Source organism: Solidesulfovibrio fructosivorans JJ], from assembly GCF_000179555.1.
GTDB classification, from domain to species: domain Bacteria; phylum Desulfobacterota; class Desulfovibrionia; order Desulfovibrionales; family Desulfovibrionaceae; genus Solidesulfovibrio; species Solidesulfovibrio fructosivorans.
In genome coordinates this window covers 36,077-52,952 of the sequence record NZ_AECZ01000013.1, presented here as the reverse complement: position 1 = coordinate 52,952, position 16,876 = coordinate 36,077, and the positions used below count along the sequence as shown (strand labels likewise).

18 protein-coding genes and 2 tRNA genes are annotated in these 16,876 nt (G+C 67.3%); 12 read left to right on the top strand and 8 right to left on the bottom strand.

The genetic code is table 11. The annotated features are described in order from the left end of the window. Nucleotides 1–6: 6 nt before the first annotated feature. Together DESFRDRAFT_RS10820 and DESFRDRAFT_RS10815 are read right to left on the bottom strand one after the other, a co-directional pair. The gene (locus DESFRDRAFT_RS10820; protein ID WP_005993819.1) at nt 7–1,557 is read right to left on the bottom strand and encodes a diguanylate cyclase; all 1,551 of its coding nucleotides are present in this window, start codon (nt 1,555–1,557) and stop codon (nt 7–9) included. Nucleotides 1,558–1,662: 105 nt separating this feature from the next. Next, a complete protein-coding gene (locus tag DESFRDRAFT_RS10815; protein WP_005993816.1) occupies nt 1,663–2,514 on the bottom strand; it encodes an esterase/lipase family protein in 852 nt (283 codons plus the stop codon). A 137-nt stretch (nt 2,515–2,651) separates the two neighbouring features. Here DESFRDRAFT_RS10815 and DESFRDRAFT_RS10810 point away from each other — a divergent pair. From DESFRDRAFT_RS10810 to DESFRDRAFT_RS10775, 8 genes are all read left to right on the top strand, one after another. Beyond that, nucleotides 2,652–2,727, top strand: a tRNA-Val gene (locus DESFRDRAFT_RS10810). A 10-nt stretch (nt 2,728–2,737) separates the two neighbouring features. Then, nucleotides 2,738–2,814: transfer RNA gene (locus DESFRDRAFT_RS10805), tRNA-Asp, on the top strand. Nucleotides 2,815–3,092: 278 nt separating this feature from the next. Then, nucleotides 3,093–5,072, top strand: coding sequence for a proton-conducting transporter transmembrane domain-containing protein (locus tag DESFRDRAFT_RS10800; protein WP_005993813.1), 1,980 nt, complete (start codon nt 3,093–3,095; stop codon nt 5,070–5,072). 2 nt (nt 5,073–5,074) lie between these two features. Further along, on the top strand, nt 5,075–5,971 hold the full coding sequence (locus DESFRDRAFT_RS10795) for a respiratory chain complex I subunit 1 family protein (protein WP_005993811.1): 897 nt from the start codon (nt 5,075–5,077) through the stop codon (nt 5,969–5,971). A gap of 4 nt (nt 5,972–5,975) precedes the next feature. After that, a complete protein-coding gene (locus DESFRDRAFT_RS10790) occupies nt 5,976–6,617 on the top strand; it encodes a hypothetical protein (protein ID WP_005993810.1) in 642 nt (213 codons plus the stop codon). A 6-nt stretch (nt 6,618–6,623) separates the two neighbouring features. Then, entirely contained in the window at nt 6,624–8,093 is a 1,470-nt protein-coding gene (locus tag DESFRDRAFT_RS10785; RefSeq protein ID WP_005993809.1) for a proton-conducting transporter transmembrane domain-containing protein, read from the top strand. Between the two features lie 4 nt (nt 8,094–8,097). Continuing rightward, complete coding sequence (locus DESFRDRAFT_RS10780) at nt 8,098–9,582, top strand: hydrogenase large subunit (RefSeq protein WP_005993808.1); 1,485 nt, start codon at nt 8,098–8,100, stop codon at nt 9,580–9,582. A gap of 10 nt (nt 9,583–9,592) precedes the next feature. Continuing rightward, nucleotides 9,593–10,354: an NADH-quinone oxidoreductase subunit B family protein gene (locus DESFRDRAFT_RS10775; protein WP_005993807.1), complete on the top strand. Its 762-nt coding sequence runs from the start codon at nt 9,593–9,595 to the stop codon at nt 10,352–10,354. A 5-nt stretch (nt 10,355–10,359) separates the two neighbouring features. Here DESFRDRAFT_RS10775 and DESFRDRAFT_RS10770 read toward each other — a convergent pair whose 3' ends face one another. After that, nucleotides 10,360–11,226, bottom strand: coding sequence for a hypothetical protein (locus tag DESFRDRAFT_RS10770; protein ID WP_005993806.1), 867 nt, complete (start codon nt 11,224–11,226; stop codon nt 10,360–10,362). 444 nt (nt 11,227–11,670) lie between these two features. Between DESFRDRAFT_RS10770 and DESFRDRAFT_RS10765 the strand changes: the two genes are divergently transcribed. Continuing rightward, nucleotides 11,671–12,138, top strand: a complete 468-nt coding sequence (locus tag DESFRDRAFT_RS10765; protein WP_005993805.1) for a hypothetical protein — start codon at nt 11,671–11,673, stop codon at nt 12,136–12,138. Nucleotides 12,139–12,317: 179 nt separating this feature from the next. Here the strand turns inward: DESFRDRAFT_RS10765 and queC are convergent, their stop codons facing one another. The 3 genes from queC to DESFRDRAFT_RS10750 are packed head-to-tail and all read right to left on the bottom strand — an operon-like array spanning nt 12,318 to nt 14,036. Further along, the gene (gene queC / locus DESFRDRAFT_RS10760) at nt 12,318–13,019 is read right to left on the bottom strand and encodes a 7-cyano-7-deazaguanine synthase QueC (protein WP_005993804.1); all 702 of its coding nucleotides are present in this window, start codon (nt 13,017–13,019) and stop codon (nt 12,318–12,320) included. Nucleotides 13,020–13,029: 10 nt separating this feature from the next. After that, on the bottom strand, nt 13,030–13,662 hold the full coding sequence (locus DESFRDRAFT_RS10755) for a 7-carboxy-7-deazaguanine synthase QueE (RefSeq protein WP_005993803.1): 633 nt from the start codon (nt 13,660–13,662) through the stop codon (nt 13,030–13,032). Then, nucleotides 13,662–14,036 (bottom strand): 6-pyruvoyl trahydropterin synthase family protein, encoded by a 375-nt coding sequence (locus DESFRDRAFT_RS10750; protein ID WP_005993802.1) that lies wholly within the window; start codon nt 14,034–14,036, stop codon nt 13,662–13,664. Before DESFRDRAFT_RS10750 ends, DESFRDRAFT_RS10755 begins: the two co-directional genes overlap by 1 nt. Before the next feature lie 116 nt (nt 14,037–14,152). On the opposite strand from DESFRDRAFT_RS10750, the gene queF reads away from it, so the two are divergent. Continuing rightward, nucleotides 14,153–14,572 carry a preQ(1) synthase gene (gene queF / locus DESFRDRAFT_RS10745; RefSeq protein WP_005993800.1) on the top strand — a complete coding sequence of 140 codons (420 nt, stop codon included), beginning with the start codon at nt 14,153–14,155 and terminating at the stop codon, nt 14,570–14,572. Between the two features lie 18 nt (nt 14,573–14,590). On the opposite strand, the gene DESFRDRAFT_RS10740 is transcribed toward queF, so the two are convergent. Then, the gene (locus tag DESFRDRAFT_RS10740; protein ID WP_005993799.1) at nt 14,591–14,965 is read right to left on the bottom strand and encodes a protein-tyrosine phosphatase family protein; all 375 of its coding nucleotides are present in this window, start codon (nt 14,963–14,965) and stop codon (nt 14,591–14,593) included. 96 nt (nt 14,966–15,061) lie between these two features. On the opposite strand from DESFRDRAFT_RS10740, the gene DESFRDRAFT_RS22720 reads away from it, so the two are divergent. Beyond that, the gene (locus DESFRDRAFT_RS22720) at nt 15,062–15,226 is read left to right on the top strand and encodes a hypothetical protein (protein WP_005993797.1); all 165 of its coding nucleotides are present in this window, start codon (nt 15,062–15,064) and stop codon (nt 15,224–15,226) included. 117 nt (nt 15,227–15,343) lie between these two features. After that, nucleotides 15,344–15,502, top strand: a complete 159-nt coding sequence (locus DESFRDRAFT_RS22715; RefSeq protein ID WP_005993796.1) for a hypothetical protein — start codon at nt 15,344–15,346, stop codon at nt 15,500–15,502. A 176-nt stretch (nt 15,503–15,678) separates the two neighbouring features. Here the strand turns inward: DESFRDRAFT_RS22715 and DESFRDRAFT_RS10735 are convergent, their stop codons facing one another. Continuing rightward, a complete protein-coding gene (locus DESFRDRAFT_RS10735) occupies nt 15,679–16,740 on the bottom strand; it encodes a hypothetical protein (protein ID WP_005993795.1) in 1,062 nt (353 codons plus the stop codon). Between the last annotated feature and the right edge of the window lie 136 nt (nt 16,741–16,876).

Genomic DNA, 16,876 nt, shown 5'->3' with positions numbered 1-16,876 from the left:
ACCGCCTCAGCCCCCGATGGTATCCTCGCGCAGGACATAGCGGTTCTTGCCCAGGGCCTTGGCTTCATACATGGCCTGGTCGGCCAGGCTGAGAGAGCGTTCCAGATCGGGGGGATGGTTCCGGCAAAGCGACACGCCGATGCTGCAACCGATCCCGTAGCCGAGGTTGCGGACCCGGGACACGATGCGTTCGGCGATGGCGCCGGCCGCCTGTCGCAATTGCCCCCCGTCGGCGATCAGGCCGACCACGAATTCGTCTCCCCCCAGCCGTCCGGCCACGTCCGTGTCGCGAATGCTCTCGCACAGGGCCGCTGCCGTGCGTTGCAGGATCCAGTCCCCCCGGGCATGGCCGTGGTGGTCGTTGACGTGCTTGAAGCCGTCGAGATCGATGAACATGACGGCCAGCCCCAGCTTCGGGTCTTCCTTGGCGCGCGCCTCCAGTTCGCGGGCCAGATCCCAGAAGCGGGCCCTGCCGGCGAGCCCGGTCAGGGGATCGTGCAGGGCCTGTTCCTCCCGCTCGTGGGCGGCCCAAAGGCAGGCCCGCACCTCGCCCATCTCCCGGATCAGCACGCCTCCGTCGAGGCCGGGCGAGCCGGCGGCCAGGGCGGCCGAGGCCGTTGCCAACCGGGTCACGTCGCGGCTGAGGCGCCGGGCCAGCCAGAACGAGGCCAGAATCGCGGACAAGAGGCAAAGCGCGGCGGCCAGGCTGATCTTCATCAACAAGCGGCGAAGCGGCGCGACAAAAGACTGTTGCGGCACGCTGACGGAAACCGTCCAGCCCCACAGCCCCACGCCGGCCAGTGAGGTCTCCACGAGCTCCCCGGCCCGGGTTTCGCAGACATGCTCGTCCGGGTCCCGCAGGAACGCTCCATTTCCCCGGCTGTTCGCCGCCGCCTCCCCGGCATCAGGGCGCGGGCCGTGACAGGCGATGATGCCGCCCGCCGGCCCGAGAACGGCGCTCGTCCAGGCATCGCCCAGATGCTGCTGGGCGAGGATCGCCTCGAGCTCGACCACGGGCAGCACGTTTTCCAGGCAATACCGCTTGCCGGCGTCCGTCACGAGCGGGACGCCGAGCACCGTGACCTTGCGGTGGGTTATCGTCCCCTCGAAGACGCCCGAGACATGCGCCTGTCCCGTGCGCAGGACCCGCCGCAGCAACTCCATGTCCTGGCTTTTGGGCAAGGGAACACCGAGCGGCTGTAGGGTGCTGAATGCGATTTCGCCGGTTTCAGCGGCCAGCGTAATGGAGGCGAACCGGGGGTATTGCCGCACGATCCTGGCGGCATGTTCGTAGACCAGGCGCAGGTCGCCGTTTTTCGCGGCCGCCGAGTTGGCGATGGTGGTCAGCATGCTGGCCCTGGCGGCCAAGTGGCGCTCCAGGCCTCCGGCCAGGGACGCCGCCGCCCGGCTCAACCGGTCACGTTCGACCTCTCCCTGGCTGCGCAGAAGCAGCCCCAGGGAGATGATGGAAAAAAGCAGCATGGGGACGCTGGCGAAAATCGTAAGGACCAGAAGCCAGACACGAAAGCCGATGCGGGCGGATTCATTCTTTTCCATTCGGGCATCCTCGTCGATCCGGGATCGTAAGGGTGCGGCAGATAAACAACATAGCCCAACATTCGTGCGAAGGACAACCCCAAGCCGTCGTGGATCAATATATTATTACCGGCACACGCCGGCCGCGCCGGCGAGAAAGGACGCCGCCCGGCGCGCCACGGCGGGCGCATAGAGCATGGCCACGTGGGATACCGGCGGGCAGGCCTCCTCGACCCAGCCCGCGCGCCCAACCACCAGTCCGGAAAGCGGCATCACCATGTTGTCCACCGGCGAGGCCAGGGACAACAGCGCCGCATCCGGAGGATCGGCCCAGGCCGCGATCGTCTGGAAAAGCGGACTTTCGGGAACGAGCCCGCGCCCCAGCCGGCCGAGGGCCAGCACGGCCAGGGCGCTTCCCCGGTGCGGCGCGCCCAACGTGACAGCGGCCCTGGTCCGCCGGGCGATGTCGGGCTCGGCCATGAGCCGCCGGGCCATAAGACCGCCCAGGCTGTGCCCCAAAAAGAGAAGCGGCCCCTCCCCGGGCGCTTCCCGGCGTACCCGGGCAAGCAGTTCCTTTGCCGTTGTCTCGAAATCGGTTCCCAAACTCCGGTAGGACAGGCACAGCGCGCGCCGAAGGCCATACCGGGCCAACACGGGTCGCAGGAGGAGAAAGGCGGCGGCGTTGTGGTAGAGCCCGTGCAGACAGACGACGGTCGGCGCGTCCGGGTCGCTGGCCGGTCTCGGCGCGCGGCCCACAAGCGGCCCCAGGGGATAGGTCAGGATCATGACGCACTGGCTGACCATGCCGGTGGCGAGGCCGTAAAGACGACAGGCGACGCGGCGATGCCGGCACGGGCGCGACAGGAATTCGGGCGCGCCGGGGCGGGCGGCCGCGCACAGGGAAAATACCGTGGTCAGCCCGGTTACGGCGGCGGATACGAGGAAGACAACGACGAAAAGCCAAACGACAAGCGTCACGGCAGCGCCTCCGGCAGCGGTTACATGATGTTTCCAGCCTACCGGAATCGCAACTAAAATGCACCTGGGTCGTTTTTTTTCGAAAAAACTTGTTGACGGCGGGGCGGGGTCTGCGTAGATACCGTGTCTCGCCGGGCGGGCGGGTAGCTCAGCTGGGAGAGCATCGGCCTTACAAGCCGAGGGTCACAGGTTCGAGTCCTGTTCCGCCTACCAGAGACCATGCGGGGTCGTAGTTAAGTTGGTTATAACGCCGGCCTGTCACGCCGGAGGGCGCGAGTTCGAGTCTCGTCGGCCCCGCCAGACACAAGAGTGGTCGCGACCACTTCAGAAGGCCTCAGGGAACGCATCCCTGAGGTCTTTTACTTTGGCGCGCTCACAAGTCCTCTGCGACGTTCAGCCGTCGCGACTGGAGCGACGCGCCTTTTGCCCGCATGCGCCCCTTAAGCCGCGCGTCTTTGGCCGCTCCGCGCATCCGCCGCGTTGACAGCGCCACGCAACAGGCATAGCGATCATTTCTTTCCCTATTCCGGGCCGAAGGCGCATTCCCGCGAGAAAGGCCCTCATGCGAGGTTTTTCCCGTGGAGTGGCTTCTTGTCGCGGTCGCCTTGTATATCGCAAGCGGTCTTCTTGCCCTGGCCTTGCGCCAAAGGGCTCATGCCGTCGGCGCGGCGGGCGCGGTTCTGGGTTGTCTGGCCGCCCTGGCCGCCGTGCTGTCCGGTCCCTTCAACAGTTTCCTCGCCATGCGCCTGTCCTGGGGCCTGCCCATGGGCGCGTTTTCACTGGGGCTCGATCCGGTCAGCCGGCTTTTCCTGCTGCCGGTATGCGCGCTCGGCGCGATCTGCGCCGTCTCCGGCGCGGCCGCCCTGTCCGGGGAGCATGGCGGCGCGTCCCGTTCCGGCGCCCACTGGTTTTTCTACAACCTGCTTCTGGCCGGCCTCGTCCTGGTCATGACCGCCCGGGACGCCGTCTGCTTTCTTCTGGCCTGGGAGATCATGTCCCTGGCCCCGTTTTTCCTTATCGCCCACCACGACGAAGAACCTGCGGTGCGCGAGGCTTCCTGGATCTACCTCGTGGCCGCCCACCTGGGCGCGGTCTGCGTCATCGCCTTTTTCACGCTGCTGTGGGCCGCCACGGGCGCGACGGGATTCGCGGCCATCCGCCTGTCCCTGTCCCACGGCGGACTTGCCGCGCCGGCCGTCCTTTTCGTGCTGGCCCTGGTCGGATTCGGGGCCAAGGCCGGTTTCGTTCCTTTCCATGTCTGGCTGCCCGAAGCCCATCCGGCCGCGCCGAGCCATGTTTCGGCCGTGCTGTCCGGGGCCATGATCAACGCCGGGCTTTACGGCCTGTGGCGCGCCCTGGAACTTATCGGCCCGGGCGCGTCCTGGCAGGGCTGGGTCCTCGTCGCCCTGGGGCTCGCCACCGCCCTTGCCGGCATCCTCCAGGCCCTGGCCCAGGGCAACCTCAAGCGGCTGCTCGCCTATTCCAGCGTGGAAAACATGGGCATCATCCTGCTCGGGCTCGGCATCGGCCGCGTGGGCGAGCAAGCCGGCGCGCCCGCCGTGGCCGTGCTGGGGCTGGCCGGGGCGCTGCTCCACATGCTCAACCACGCGGCATTCAAGGGAACGCTCTTTCTATGCGCCGGCGAGGTGCTCCACGGCGTCGGCAGCGTGCGCCTGAGCCACCTCGGCGGCCTCGGCAAACGCATGCCGTTCGTTGGCGCGGCTTTCGCCCTGGCCGCCGCCGGCATCGCGGGACTCCCGCCCCTGGCCGGTTTCGCCGGCGAGCTGACCCTGGCCATGGCCATGTTTCACGGCCTCGATCTGCCGGGATTGCTGCCCCGGGCCGGATTTTCCGCCGCCATGGCCGCTTTGGCCGCCGTGGGCGGATTCGCCCTGGCCGCCCTGGCCAAGGCCGACGGCCTGACCTTTCTCGGCGAGCCCCGCACCCCGGCGGCGGCGACGGCCCATGCCCCGGGAGCGCGCGCCCTGGTCCCGGTCATCGCCCTGGCCGCCTGCTGCGTGGGCGCGGCCGTGACCGCGCCCTGGCTTTTTCACCTTGCCGCCCAGGCCGCCCTCACCTTTCCCGGCCTCGAACCCGGTCCGGCCCGGAAGGCCGCGGCCGACGCCCTGGGCATGCAGTGGGGCGTCCTGGCCGTCCTGGGCGGATTCGCCGTCCTGGTCCTGGCCATCCTTCTCGTGCGAAACCGGCTGCTCGCCGCCGCCGGCACGCGTCGCGAACCGACCTGGGGCTGCGGCTACCTGGCTCCCACCGCCCGCATCCAGTACGGCGCGGCCTCGTTCGTCGAACCGGCGGCCAGAATCCTGTCCGGCCCCATGGGCCAAAAAAGCCGCCTGGACATGGCCCCCGGCTGGTTTCCGGCCCGGGCCCGGCTGACGGTCGCGGCCCCGGACCGGCTCAAGACCACAGTCTTCTCCCCGGCCTTCGAGTGGACCGCCCGGATATGCGACAGCCTCAAAGTGGTGCAGCACGGCCGGGTCCACCTTTACATCCTCTACATCCTGGCCACGGTGGTTCTGCTTCTGGCCTGGAAACTCTAGCCATGCAGTCCTTCATCCATCCCATCCTGGCCCTGTTCCTGGCCCCCCTGCTCCTTGGCGTCATCAACCGCGTCAAGGCCCGCTTCGCCGGACGGCAGGGACGGCCGCTGCTCCAGACCTATTTCGATCTAGGGCGGCTTTTGCGCAAAGGCGCGGTCATAAGCCGCACCGCTTCGTGGCTGTTCGTCGCCGGCCCCACCGTGTCCCTTGCCGCCGTGGCCTGCGCCCTGGCCCTGGTCCCGGCCGGGGGGGAGCCCGCGCCCGTGCGGTTTGCCGGGGACTTCATGCTCATGGCCTACCTGCTCGGGCTTTCCCGGCTGGCCCTGGTGCTGGCCGCCTTGGACACGGGCTCGAGCTTCGAGGGCATGGGCGCCAGCCGCGAAGCCGTCTTTTCCGCCCTGGCCGAGCCGGTGCTCTTCTTGTGTTTCCTGTGCCTGGCCAGCCAGACCGACGGCCTGTCGCTTTCGGCCATGCTCGTCGGGCCGGGCCGGGCCTTCGCGCCCGAGGAATTTTTCGTGCCGGCCGTGCTCTTCGTGCTGCTGCTGGCGGAAAACTCCCGCCTGCCGGTGGACGACCCCAACACCCACCTGGAGCTGACCATGATCCACGAGGTCATGGTCCTCGACCACAGCGGCCCGGACATGGCCGCCATCGTCTACGGGGCGGCGCTTAAGCTCTGGCTCTTTTGCGCCCTGGTCGTCGGCTGTCTGGTGCCATTGGCCGGCCTGCCGCCGCTGGCCGCCTGGGGAGGATGGCTCGTCGCCATGCTGGTCACGGCGGCCGTCGTCGGCGTGGTGGAGTCGATCATGGCCCGGCTGCGGCTTGTGCGCGTGCCGCGCCTTCTCGGCGGGGCCGGGGCCTTGGCCGCCCTGTCCCTGGTCCTGACGCTCTGGAGGTAGGCGCGTGGAGCTTTTCGAATCCGTCCTGGTGGCCCTGCTGTGCTGCAACCTGGCCTATCTGGCCATTTCGCGGCTGCGGGTGCTGATCCGCCTGACCGCCATCCAGGGGGCGCTTTTGGCGGCCGTGCCGCTCCTTTTCACCGGCCCGGCCGCCCATGGCCACGCCCTGGCCCTGTCCTTCGCCGTCTTCGCCATCAAGGGCGTGGGCTTTCCGGCGCTTTTGGCCCGCACGCTTTCCCGTCTGGAGGTCAACCCGGTGGTGGAGCCGACCATCGGCTTCCACCTGTCGCTGGTGGCCGGGGTGGCCGGGCTGCTCTTTTCCCTCTGGCTGGAAACGCGCCTGCCCTTCCCGCCGGGGCTTTTCCCGCCGCTTCTTTTCCCCACGGCCCTGACCACCATCTTCGCCGGCCTGACCCTGGTCGTGGCCCGCAAAAAGGCCCTGACCCAGGTCATCGGCTACCTGGGCATGGAAAACGGCATCTTCCTTTTGGGCACGCCCCTTTCCGGCCAGGGATCGGTCTGGCTGGAGCTGTCCGTGCTCCTCGACATCTTCGTGGCCGTCTTTGTCATGGGCATCGCCATCCACCACATCAACAAGACCTTCGAGTCCATCGACGTCGGACGGTTTTGCAGCCTGCGGGACTGATCCTCTATGCTCGACGCCCTGCTTCTCGTCCCGATCCTGGCCGCCGCCTTGTCCCTGGCCCTGCCCGCCGACCGGCCCCGCCGGGCCGTGCTGGTCATCGCGGCCATGCTCCACACCGCCCTCGTCGCGGCCACCTTCGCCCATCCGCCGGCTCCGGCCTTTGGCGGGCTGTTGGAACTCGACGCGCCCGGACAGCTGTTCCTGACCCTGGCCAGCCTGCTGTTTCTCGCCGCCGCCATCTACGCCACCGGCTACCTGCGCGCCGAAGGCGGCGGGACCAAGCGCGATTTCCAGGACGGGGCCGTGTTTCAAAACGCCCCGGAGCGCATCTTCACCGCCTGCCTGTGCCTGTTTCTGGCCTCCATGACGCTGGTCGCGACCACGCGCAACCTGTCCGTGCTCTGGGTCGGCATCGAAGCCACCACCCTTTCGAGCGCGCCGCTGATCTATTTCCACCGCCATCGCCGCTCCCTGGAAGCGACCTGGAAATACCTGCTCATCTGTTCGGTGGGCATCGCCCTGGCCCTACTCGGCAACATCCTTTTTTCCGTGGCCTTCTACAACCCGGCCAGTCCGCTCCCCTCCATGGACGTCGCCGCCATGCTGCCCCGGGCGGCCATGGCCGGCAAACCCTGGCTCAAGGCGGCCTTTATTTTCCTGCTCGTCGGCTACGGCACCAAGATGGGGCTGGCCCCCATGCACAACTGGCTGCCCGACGCCCACAGCCAGTCGCCGTCGCTCGTTTCGGCGCTTCTCTCCGGAGCCCTTTTAAACTGCGCCTTTCTCGGCATCCTGCGCGCCCACCAGGTTCTCGGCGCGGCCGGCATCGCCGATTTCAGCGGCGGGCTGCTGGTCCTTTTCGGTCTGCTTTCCATGGGCGTGGCCGCCGTCTTCATCGTCGGCCAGGGCGACTACAAACGCCTGCTCGCCTATTCCAGCGTCGAGCACATGGGTATCCTGGCCCTCGGCGTCGGCATCGGCGGCGGGGCGGTCTTCGGGGCCATGCTCCACGCCGCCTGCCATTCCCTGACCAAGGGCGCGCTCTTTCTCGTTTCGGGAAATATCCTGGCCCTGTACCACACGCGGTCCTGCCACGACGCCCGGGGCCTCGCCCGGGCCCTGCCCGTGACGGGCGCGATGTGGCTGGCCGGCTTCCTGGCCATCTGCGGCTCGCCGCCCTTCGGCCTCTTCGTCAGCGAACTGCTGATCCTGCGGGCCATGTTCGCCGCCGGGGCCATTGCCGCCGCCGTAGGCTACCTGGTTTTTCTGGCGGTCATTTTCGTCGGCATGTCCGTGACGGTCCTGCGCATGGTCCAGGGACCGGTGCCGCCGGCCGTCCGTCCGCCGGTTTCGGAACCGGTGGTATCCTGGGGGCCGCCTTTCGCCCTGCTGGCCCTGGTCCTTGTGCTGGGCCTTTTCCTGCCCGCGCCCTTGCAGGCCTTTCTTTCCCGGGTGGCCGGGGCCATCGGAGGCTGACGCCATGGAATTTTCCCATACCCAAAGCCTGCCCCTGGCCGACATTCCCCTGCTGTCGCTCGGCGATTTCCGCCAGCGGATTCTCGACCGCGTGGCCGACGGCTGGCGGGTGATGGCCCTTTTCGGCCTGCCCGGCAAAGGCGGCGTGGGACTTATCGCCCTGACCGGACGCGACCACGACGGCAAGCTCGCCGTCTTTCGCGCCGGCCCCGTTACCGCCTACCCGTCGCTCACCCCCGAGTGCCCGCAGTGCCACCTTTTCGAGCGCGAGCTTTTCGAGCAGTGGGAAATCCGGCCCGAGGGCCATCCCTGGCTCAAACCCGTGCGCTTCGCCCCGTCCTTTCCCCATCCCGACGGACCGCGTCCAAGGCCGGGCATCACCGACTTTTTCAAGGTCCAGGGCGAGGAGGCCCACGAGGTGGCCGTGGGCCCGGTCCACGCCGGCATCATCGAGCCCGGCCATTTCCGGTTCCAGTGCGCGGGCGAAAACGTCCTGCACTTGGAAATAAGCCTCGGCTACCAGCATAGGGGCGTCGAGCGCCTGCTGGTCGGCGGCCCTGACATCCGCACGCCCCATCTCGTGGAGACGGTAGCCGGCGACACCACTATCGGGCACGCCCTGGCCCATGCCGCCGTGGTGGAGAGCCTGACCGGCCGGGACGCCACGCCGCGCGGCCGCTGGATCGCCCGCCTGGCCCTGGAGCTCGAACGTCTGGCCAACCATACCGGCGACCTGGGCGCCCTTTCCGGCGACGTGGGCTTTTTGCCCACCATGTCCTACTGCGGCCGCATCCGGGGCGATTTTCTCAACATGACCGCGCTTTTTTGCGGCAACCGCTTCGGCCGGGGCATCGTGCGCCCGGGCGGGGCGGCCGTCGACCTCGACGAGGAGGCGCGCGTGGAACTGGCCAAGCGCCTGGAGGCCGGCCGCCGGGCCGCCTTCGGGGCCTGCGAACTGCTCTTCGCCTCGTCCACGGTCCTGGCCCGGTTCGAGGGCACGGGACGGCTGACGGCGACGACGGCCCAGGAGCTGGGGCTGGTCGGTCCCCCCGCCCGGGCCTGTGGCCTGTCCCGGGACGCAAGGCGCACCTTCCCCCTGCCCGGGACCGATCCCAAGGACATCCCGCTGTCGCTGCACGATTTCGGCGACGTCTACGCCCGGGCCCTGGTGCGCCGGCTGGAGCTGGAAACGTCCCTGGATTTTCTGGACAAGGCCCTGGCCGATCCGCCCACAGGCCCCGTGGGCCGGCCCATGCCGGACGGGCTGCCGCCGGACCGTCTGGCTGTCGGCATCGTCGAGGGCTGGCGCGGCGAGGTGCACCATGTGGCCGTGACCGGCCCGGACGGCCGTTTCGCCGCCTACAAGATCATCGACCCGTCCTATCACAACTGGTTCGGGCTGGCTGTGGCCCTGCGGGGACAGCAGATTTCGGATTTTCCCCTGTGCAACAAGAGCTTCAATCTGTCGTACTGCGGACACGACCTCTAGGAACGCGCCCATGTTTCGCATTCTGCTCGAACGCCTGCAACAGGGCCGGCGCACCGTCGCCTTCCCCAAAAGCCTGCCCCCGCTGCCGCCCCGCTACCGGGGACGGCCCGAGCTGGTCGACGGCCCCTGCGTTTCGGACTGCAAGGCCGTCTGCGCCGGGCTGTGCCCCACCGGAGCGCTCGGCTTCGACCACGACGGCCTGTACCTCGACCTCGGCCGCTGCATCCTGTGCGGGGCCTGCGCGGCCTGTCCGGGCGGCCGGGTGCGCTTCACCGGCGACCACCGCCTGGCTTCCACCAGCCGGGAAGGGCTGATTCTGCGCCCGGGGACCAAGCCCGAGGTCAGGCCCCTGGAGCCCGCCAGACGCAAGCTCTTCGCCCGGTCGCTCAAGCTGCGGCAGGTAAGCGCCGGCGGCTGCAACGCCTGCGAGGCGGACATCAACGTGCTCGGCACGGTGGTCTACGACCTCGGTCGCTTCGGCATCGATTTCGTGGCTTCGCCCCGCCACGCCGACGGCGTGGCCGTGACCGGCCCGGTGACGGAAAACATGTATCAAGCGACCCGCGACACCTTCGACGCCGTGCCGGACCCGAGGCTCGCCATAGCGGTCGGGGCCTGCGCCATCTCGGGCGGAATCTTCGCGGCCAGCGCCGAGACCCGCGGCGGCGCGCCGGGTGTTATGCCCGTGGACCTCTACGTCCCGGGCTGTCCGCCCCATCCGCTGACCATCCTGGACGGGCTGCTGCGCCTGCTCGGGGTCCCGACGCCGTAACGGCGCTACCGCCCCGCCGCCTCGCGCATCCAGGCCCCGATGCGCGAAACGGGCACGTCGCGCAGCATGGCCGCAAGGCAGGCGGCGTGGCTGTAATGGTGCACCAGCCCGGCCGAGGGCAGGGCCGCCTTTTTCCCCGTGCGGCGAAGGGCCATGTTGACCGCCACTTCGTCGGTCACCAGCGTGCCCTTTATGGCCTGGGTGGGGAACGGCCCGATGGCCTCCAGGGCCTTGCGGTCGTAGAGCACGCAGTGGATGATGAGGCTCGCGGAATAGAAGTAGGCGTCGTTGGCGAAGCGGGCGTACTTCCCCATCAGGTCCCGCGTCAGCACCGCCTCCCACACCATCCGGTGGTAGACCGGGTCGTCGTAGACCCGGCTCGCGGCACAGCGCTCCACGATATCGGGAAAATGCGCCCGGAAAAAAGCCCCGAGGCACCGTTTGCCCGTGGTGCTCACCGGCGTCGGGCAGGCGACGAGCAGCACCCCCGGATTTTCGGCGTGCATCCGCTGCGCCGCCAGCAGATGCTCCAGCCAGTGCTCCGTCACAAAGACGTCCTCGTCGATTTTCACCACGCCGTCATCCGCATGTCTGGCCAGGATGGCGTTTTGCGCATCCATGACCGCCGGCACCAGCCCCGCGGGCAGGCAGGGAATCACCCGGACATGGGCATGGCGCGCGGCAAAGGCGGCGATGCTCGCCTCGTGCTCGGGCGAAACGGCATTGGCCAAGACATAGACGGCCGTAAAACGCTCCAGCCGGGTGAAGCGCTCCAGGCACCAGACACACAGGTCGAAACAGTCCCTGCGGTGCGAGGTGAGGATCATGAGCGCCGGCTTGCGCGTGCGCTCCCTGGGGGTGGTCGGATCCAAGAAAGCTCCCGTTGCGAACGATTTGGCGGGCGGGTCGCGCCCGGGTCCGGCCGGCCGGCGAAACCTTCCGGGCGCGCGCCGCGCCCAACCGAGTATGGCTCCTCCCGCTCCCCGGAGCAACATCGTCGCGTCCATCGGCCGATCGCGAGCCGCGAGCCTCCGGTTTGAGGCGGTCTCGACCGTCGGAAACGGTAGACTGGTAACCGAAACCACGTCCGGAACGACTTCCTGGCAACAAGACGGATATTGCAAATCATTTGCGCAGCAAGGCACTGTCCTGGCAAAACGATGCTTCCATCCTCTCAAAAAAGAAACCCGCAACAGCGCGATATATGGGTGCGGCATGCCCCACGCGCCCGCCCTCGCCTGATGGAAAACAAGTCCGGACGCACCGTCACCCCCTCGTTTTACGGACACGCTTGGGGCGTGTCCTCCAGGAGATCCATGCCGCCCGCCGGCGTTTGCATCATCAGCCCGGACATCATTGACCTCGCCGTCATGGCCGGGGTCCTGTCGGGCAAGTACCCCGTGGTCGCGGCCCGCGACTACGAGGAGGCCCTGCGTCTCATGGGGAGCAGGCGAATCTGCCGCCTGGCCTACTACGAGGTGGGCGAGGACGCGGATGCCGCCGTGGCCGACATGTACGCCCTGAGCCGGCGCGGCATGGAAGTCGTCGCGCTTTTCCATCCGCCCTGCCCGACCGTGGTGCGACAGGCCACGGCCAAGGGCCGTATCCAGGGACTTTGCCCGCTGCCGATCCTGCCGGAGTCGCTCCTGGCCCAGACCCGCGAGACGCTTTGCCGCATTCCTCCCGCCCCCACGCCCCACAATCAGGAACCCTGCATCCTGACCCAGGAAGAAATCGATTTCCTGCGCGACCCGATCGTGCTGTCGCCAAGATTTGAGGAGTAGGGCAAGAATGCGAGAGGGGAACCCTTTTTGAAAAAAGGGTTCCCCTCTCGCGCTCTCCCCTCCCCAAAACTTCTACCGGTTACAGACGCGGTAACGATAACACTCTGTAACCGCTAAAAGTCTTTGGAAAGGGGGTCCGGGGGGAAACTTTTCTACAGAAAAGTTTCCCCCCGGCTCCTTTACGCAGGTGTATATCGCGTGGGGTCGGGGATGCCGGCCTCGGCGAAGCCTTTCTTGCGCAGCAGGCAGCTGTCGCAGCGTCCGCAGGCAAGCCCCGAAGGATCGGGGTCGTAGCAGGAGTGGGTGAGCCCGTAATCCACGCCGAGCCGCGTGCCCAGGCGCACGATGTCGGCCTTGGTCAGGTGCAGCAGCGGCGTGTGGATGCTGATGCGCAGGTGTCCCTCCACCGCCTCCTTGACCGCCAGGTTGGCCATGGCCTCGAAGGCGGCCACGAACTGCGGCCGGCAATCGGGATAGCCGGAATAATCCAGGGCGTTGACGCCGATGTAGATGTCCTGCGCGCCGAGCACCTCGGCCCAGCCAAGGGCCATGGAGAGAAAGATGGTATTGCGCGCCGGCACGTAGGTGACCGGGATTTCCGCCTCCATGGCGGCCACGTCGCGGTCCTTGGGCACGGCGATGTCGGCCGTGAGCGCCGAGCCGCCGATGGCTCCGAGCGGCAGGGGCAAGACGAGATGGGCGGCGACGTTCATGGCCGCGGCCACGCGTTTTGCCGCCTGAAGCTCCACCTCGTGGCGCTGGCCGTAGGCAAAGCTCAGGGCGCAGGGCGCAAAGCCCTCCTCGCGGGCCACGGCCAGGCAGGTCGTGGAATCGAGCCCGCCCGAAAAAAGCACCACCGCCTTTTTTTCCGGCGTCGTCATATCACGTTCCTCATACGCCCCGGGCGTCGGGGCTCCAGATGTATTTGTGCAATTGCAAGGCCAGCCTCGCCCGGGACGCGTCGGCCACCATCCAGGCGGCCAGTTCGGCGGGATCGAGCCGGCCGGCAACGGGTGAAAAATGAACGGCATTGCCGGCCGGCACGCGGCGGACCACATCCCTGGCGAAAAGGTAATCCTCCCGCCCGGCCAACACGAACTTGACCTCGTCGCGGGGCCGCAGCCGGTCCAGGTTGGCGTAGTCGTTTTTCCCTTCCATGCCGCTGCCCGGGCATTTGACGTCCATGACCGCGATCACCCGGGGATCGAGAACACCGATGTCCAGGCTGCCGTTGGTCTCGACCAGCACGGTCGCCCCGGCATCGGCCAAAGAGGCGGCAAGCGCGGGTGCGAGTGGCTCCAAAAGCGGCTCCCCACCGGTCAGCTCCACGAGCGGCAGCCCGAGGGCCAGAAGCTTTTGTCGCGCCTCGTCCAGGGACATGGCCGTAAACGATGCGGACGCGTAGCGCGTGTCGCACCAGGAACAGTCCAGATTGCAGCCGGACAGGCGCAAGAAGGCGCAGGGGTAGCCGGCATAACTCGACTCGCCCTGGATGCTGGCGAAAATCTCGTGAACCCTCAGCATCAGGCGTCTTCCGTATAGCTGGCGACAAGCCCTTTGCTTTCCTCCACCGTCACCCGCGAAAGACGCACCCGGCCGTCTTCCAGCCGGGGGCGCACCTCGCCGAATATCCAGGCCGCGATGACCTCGGCCGTGGGCGGCGAAAGCTCGGGAATGTCGTTTAAGCAGGCGTGATCGAGCCGGGCGAAGGCCGCGTCCAACGCGGCGCGCACGGTCAGGAAATCGGCCACCATGCCGTCCTTGAGGCTTGTCGCGACAAGGTGGAGCGTGACCGCGAAGTTGTGGCCGTGCATGGCGGCGCAGGGCCCGGGATGGCCGGGGAGCCTGTGGGCCGCGCTGAAGGAACCGGAAACGGTGATGGCGTAGATACCGGGCATGGACGTTCTCCCCCAAGGCGTTGAACATGAAGGGCAGGCACGGTAGGAAGGCCTTCTTTCCCTGTCAATCCCACGATGACAACCACGGCCCGACCCGGGCCGTCAAGGAGCCCTTCATGCCCACACCGAAAGACGACGTCAGCCAGCTTAAAACCTTGGGCCAGGGGGCCACGCGCTATCCCCGCACCGTCACCCCGTCCCTGCTGGAGACATTTCCCAACGCCTACCCCGACCGGCGCTACGAGGTGACCTTTTCCAGCGAGGAATTCACGAGTCTGTGCCCCAAGACCGGCCAGCCCGATTTCGGCCGCATCAGTATCCGCTACGTGCCGGGGGCGCGCTGCATCGAGTCGAAATCCCTCAAGCTCTACCTGTTCAGCTACCGCGACGAGGGCACCTTCATGGAGACGCTGACCAACCGCATTCTGGACGACCTGGTGGCGGCCTGCGATCCGGTCGAGATGGAGGTCACGGGCGAATTCGCCGCCAGGGGCGGCATCACGATCACGGTCGCGGCCCACCACGTCCGGAAATGACCTCCCGCCGGCCGGCTCTCAGGACTTGCCCCGGCCGGCCAGCCACGCCCGCCACAAAAGCGGCCGCGCCCCGGGATTGGCCCTGGCGTAGTCGTAGAAACGGCGCCAAAAGGCCACCGTCACCGGCCCCGGCAGGTTGGCGGCCAGGACGCCTAACTCGCCTGGGGAAAATTCGGCGCTACCGGAAATACGCAGCCCGTCCAATCCGACCTGGGACGGCGCGGCTCCCTCCTCCGGGCGCAATGGAAAGGCGCAGGTGCGGAAATGACGCGGCAGGATTTTCCCGGCCGGCGCGTCCAGGCTGAGCACCGCCCTGGGCGCGTCCTCGGCCGCCCGGACCGGGGCGGCGCAGGCGAGAACAAGGGCCAACAGGAAGGAAAAACGGCTTCTCATGGTGCCTCGATACCCCGTATCGGCACGGCTGCAAAGTGTGCGTCTCCCTCTGGCACAAAACCTGCTAGGCAAAAAGAACCATCAGGGAGGATGAGCATGTTCGCACCAAGCATCCAGTTGGAATACGTCAGCTTTTACATTCCTGACGAAGACGTGTGGCGCGAGGAGACCGTCAAGGTTCCGTCCAGCACCGAAAACGGCCAGGACTCCAAATGCATGGACGAAGATTTCGAGGACTTCTGCCGGCGTTCGATCCTATAAAGCCTTACGGCTGGCCCTCCGCCCTGCCTTGGCAGTGCCGGCGGCTGCGGTTACAAGACGAAAAAACGCATCCGGCCTAACCCGGACGCGTCCGCAACGTCGCCAAACGGAGGACCCATGAAACGCCTGCTTTGCCTGCTGGCCCTTTTGGCCTTTGTCGTGACGGCCATGGGCTGTCCGCCCCCGCGCCGCCACCACCACCCGCTGCCGCCACCACCGCCGGGCGCGGCCCTGCCCCATCCCGGCCCGGGGCACCCCGGCCCGCCGCATCCTTAAAGACTTTTTGAAGAGTGAACCGGGGGAAACTTTTCTGAAGAAAAGTTTCCCCCGGACCCCCTTTCAAAAGACTTTTAACGATAACAGCTTGTCACCGTAAGAAGTTTTTTGGAGGGGAGAGCGCGAGAGGGGGACCCTTTTTTCAAAAAGGGTCCCCCTCTCGCACCTCTTCTCCCTCAATAATTCCCATTCCCATAACGCGGCAGCGTCAGCTCGCGCTCGGTAAGGAGCCGCGCGGCCAGTTCGCCGCAGTAGCCGCATTCCCGGCACTGGTGGCGGCAGCCGTTGGTGCGGTCGAAGAAGTCCCCGGGCAAGGCGTCGTTTTGCAAAAGAAACCGGCCCGACAGAACCTCCTGGGTATCGAGCAGCCACAACAGGTTTCCGTCGAAGCGGCCTTCCAGATAGGCGCGCACGATAGCGGCCAGATCGACCGCCGGCCGGGTGCGGCCGCAAATCTTCAGGCAATCGACCGCGCCCTCCAGCCGCCGCGCGTCTTCCGGCCGTAAAAACGGCGAGGCGAGCAGGCGCTCCGGGTGATCGAAAAAAGCGCGCAGGCAGCCGATATCACGGTTAAGGTCCGGGCCTGCCGGGCAGGAAGCCAGGCGTGACAAGGCGATGTGGGCGTCGTGGGCGTTCTTGTACGGACAGGCGAACAGGCAGCCTTCGTTGGCCATAAGCCCGATGCGAAGACCAGGATAGCGCTGCTTCGCCTCTCCGGCCACATCGGCCAGGCGCGCCGCGTCGCGGTTGATATCCCGGTCGAGGATCACCGATTCGGCTGGGCGAAAATGGGTGTCCGCGGCGGCGTCGAGCACCGAGGCCAGCCGTTCGATCCGGTCCAGGCGGAAGTTGATGCTCGGAACGGCGGTGAGCATCCCGGCCACCTCCGGGGACATGTCGGACAAGGCCGCAAGCAGGTACTGGTCGGCGTAGACGATGCCCGTGATGGCTTCGGCCGCGAGATACCCTTCCAGCAGCATGACCAGATCGCGCAGCCCGTCGCCGACGAGCAGTTCCGGCGCGTGGAAGCTGGCGTTTAAAAGCCCTAGGCGCGGCACGTCCGGCAGCGCCCGCAGTCCTTCGGCCAGCTCCTGCGGCGTGACCTCGCCCGTTCCGGGCAAGCGGGCGTCCGGCGTGTCCGGACCGAGACGAAAATAAACGGCGGAAATGGCCGGCGCGTTGGCCGCGAGCAAGGCCGCGTACGCCGGATCGGGCACAAAGGGGACCTCGAAACGCATGGGCACTCCTTCCGTGCCGCATACCCCGCCCCGGGCGCGACACTCTCGCTATAATGCGAACATCCGTTAACAGCGATGGAAAGAGCATAAGCAGGAAAATGCTGGAGGGGAACCCCCTTTGAAAAAGACGGCAGAT

Coding starts and splice junctions, on each gene's coding strand:
- DESFRDRAFT_RS10735 (WP_005993795.1), bottom strand. CDS start 16,740: ATGCGTTTCGAGGTCCCCTTTGTGCCCGATCCGGCGTACGCGGCCTTG.
- DESFRDRAFT_RS10780 (WP_005993808.1), top strand. CDS start 8,098: ATGGAATTTTCCCATACCCAAAGCCTGCCCCTGGCCGACATTCCCCTG.
- DESFRDRAFT_RS10755 (WP_005993803.1), bottom strand. CDS start 13,662: ATGCTGAGGGTTCACGAGATTTTCGCCAGCATCCAGGGCGAGTCGAGT.
- DESFRDRAFT_RS10795 (WP_005993811.1), top strand. CDS start 5,075: ATGCAGTCCTTCATCCATCCCATCCTGGCCCTGTTCCTGGCCCCCCTG.
- DESFRDRAFT_RS22720 (WP_005993797.1), top strand. CDS start 15,062: ATGTTCGCACCAAGCATCCAGTTGGAATACGTCAGCTTTTACATTCCT.
- DESFRDRAFT_RS10765 (WP_005993805.1), top strand. CDS start 11,671: ATGCCGCCCGCCGGCGTTTGCATCATCAGCCCGGACATCATTGACCTC.
- DESFRDRAFT_RS10820 (WP_005993819.1), bottom strand. CDS start 1,557: ATGGAAAAGAATGAATCCGCCCGCATCGGCTTTCGTGTCTGGCTTCTG.
- DESFRDRAFT_RS10750 (WP_005993802.1), bottom strand. CDS start 14,036: ATGCCCGGTATCTACGCCATCACCGTTTCCGGTTCCTTCAGCGCGGCC.
- DESFRDRAFT_RS10785 (WP_005993809.1), top strand. CDS start 6,624: ATGCTCGACGCCCTGCTTCTCGTCCCGATCCTGGCCGCCGCCTTGTCC.
- DESFRDRAFT_RS10775 (WP_005993807.1), top strand. CDS start 9,593: ATGTTTCGCATTCTGCTCGAACGCCTGCAACAGGGCCGGCGCACCGTC.
- DESFRDRAFT_RS10740 (WP_005993799.1), bottom strand. CDS start 14,965: ATGAGAAGCCGTTTTTCCTTCCTGTTGGCCCTTGTTCTCGCCTGCGCC.
- queF (WP_005993800.1), top strand. CDS start 14,153: ATGCCCACACCGAAAGACGACGTCAGCCAGCTTAAAACCTTGGGCCAG.
- queC (WP_005993804.1), bottom strand. CDS start 13,019: ATGACGACGCCGGAAAAAAAGGCGGTGGTGCTTTTTTCGGGCGGGCTC.
- DESFRDRAFT_RS22715 (WP_005993796.1), top strand. CDS start 15,344: ATGAAACGCCTGCTTTGCCTGCTGGCCCTTTTGGCCTTTGTCGTGACG.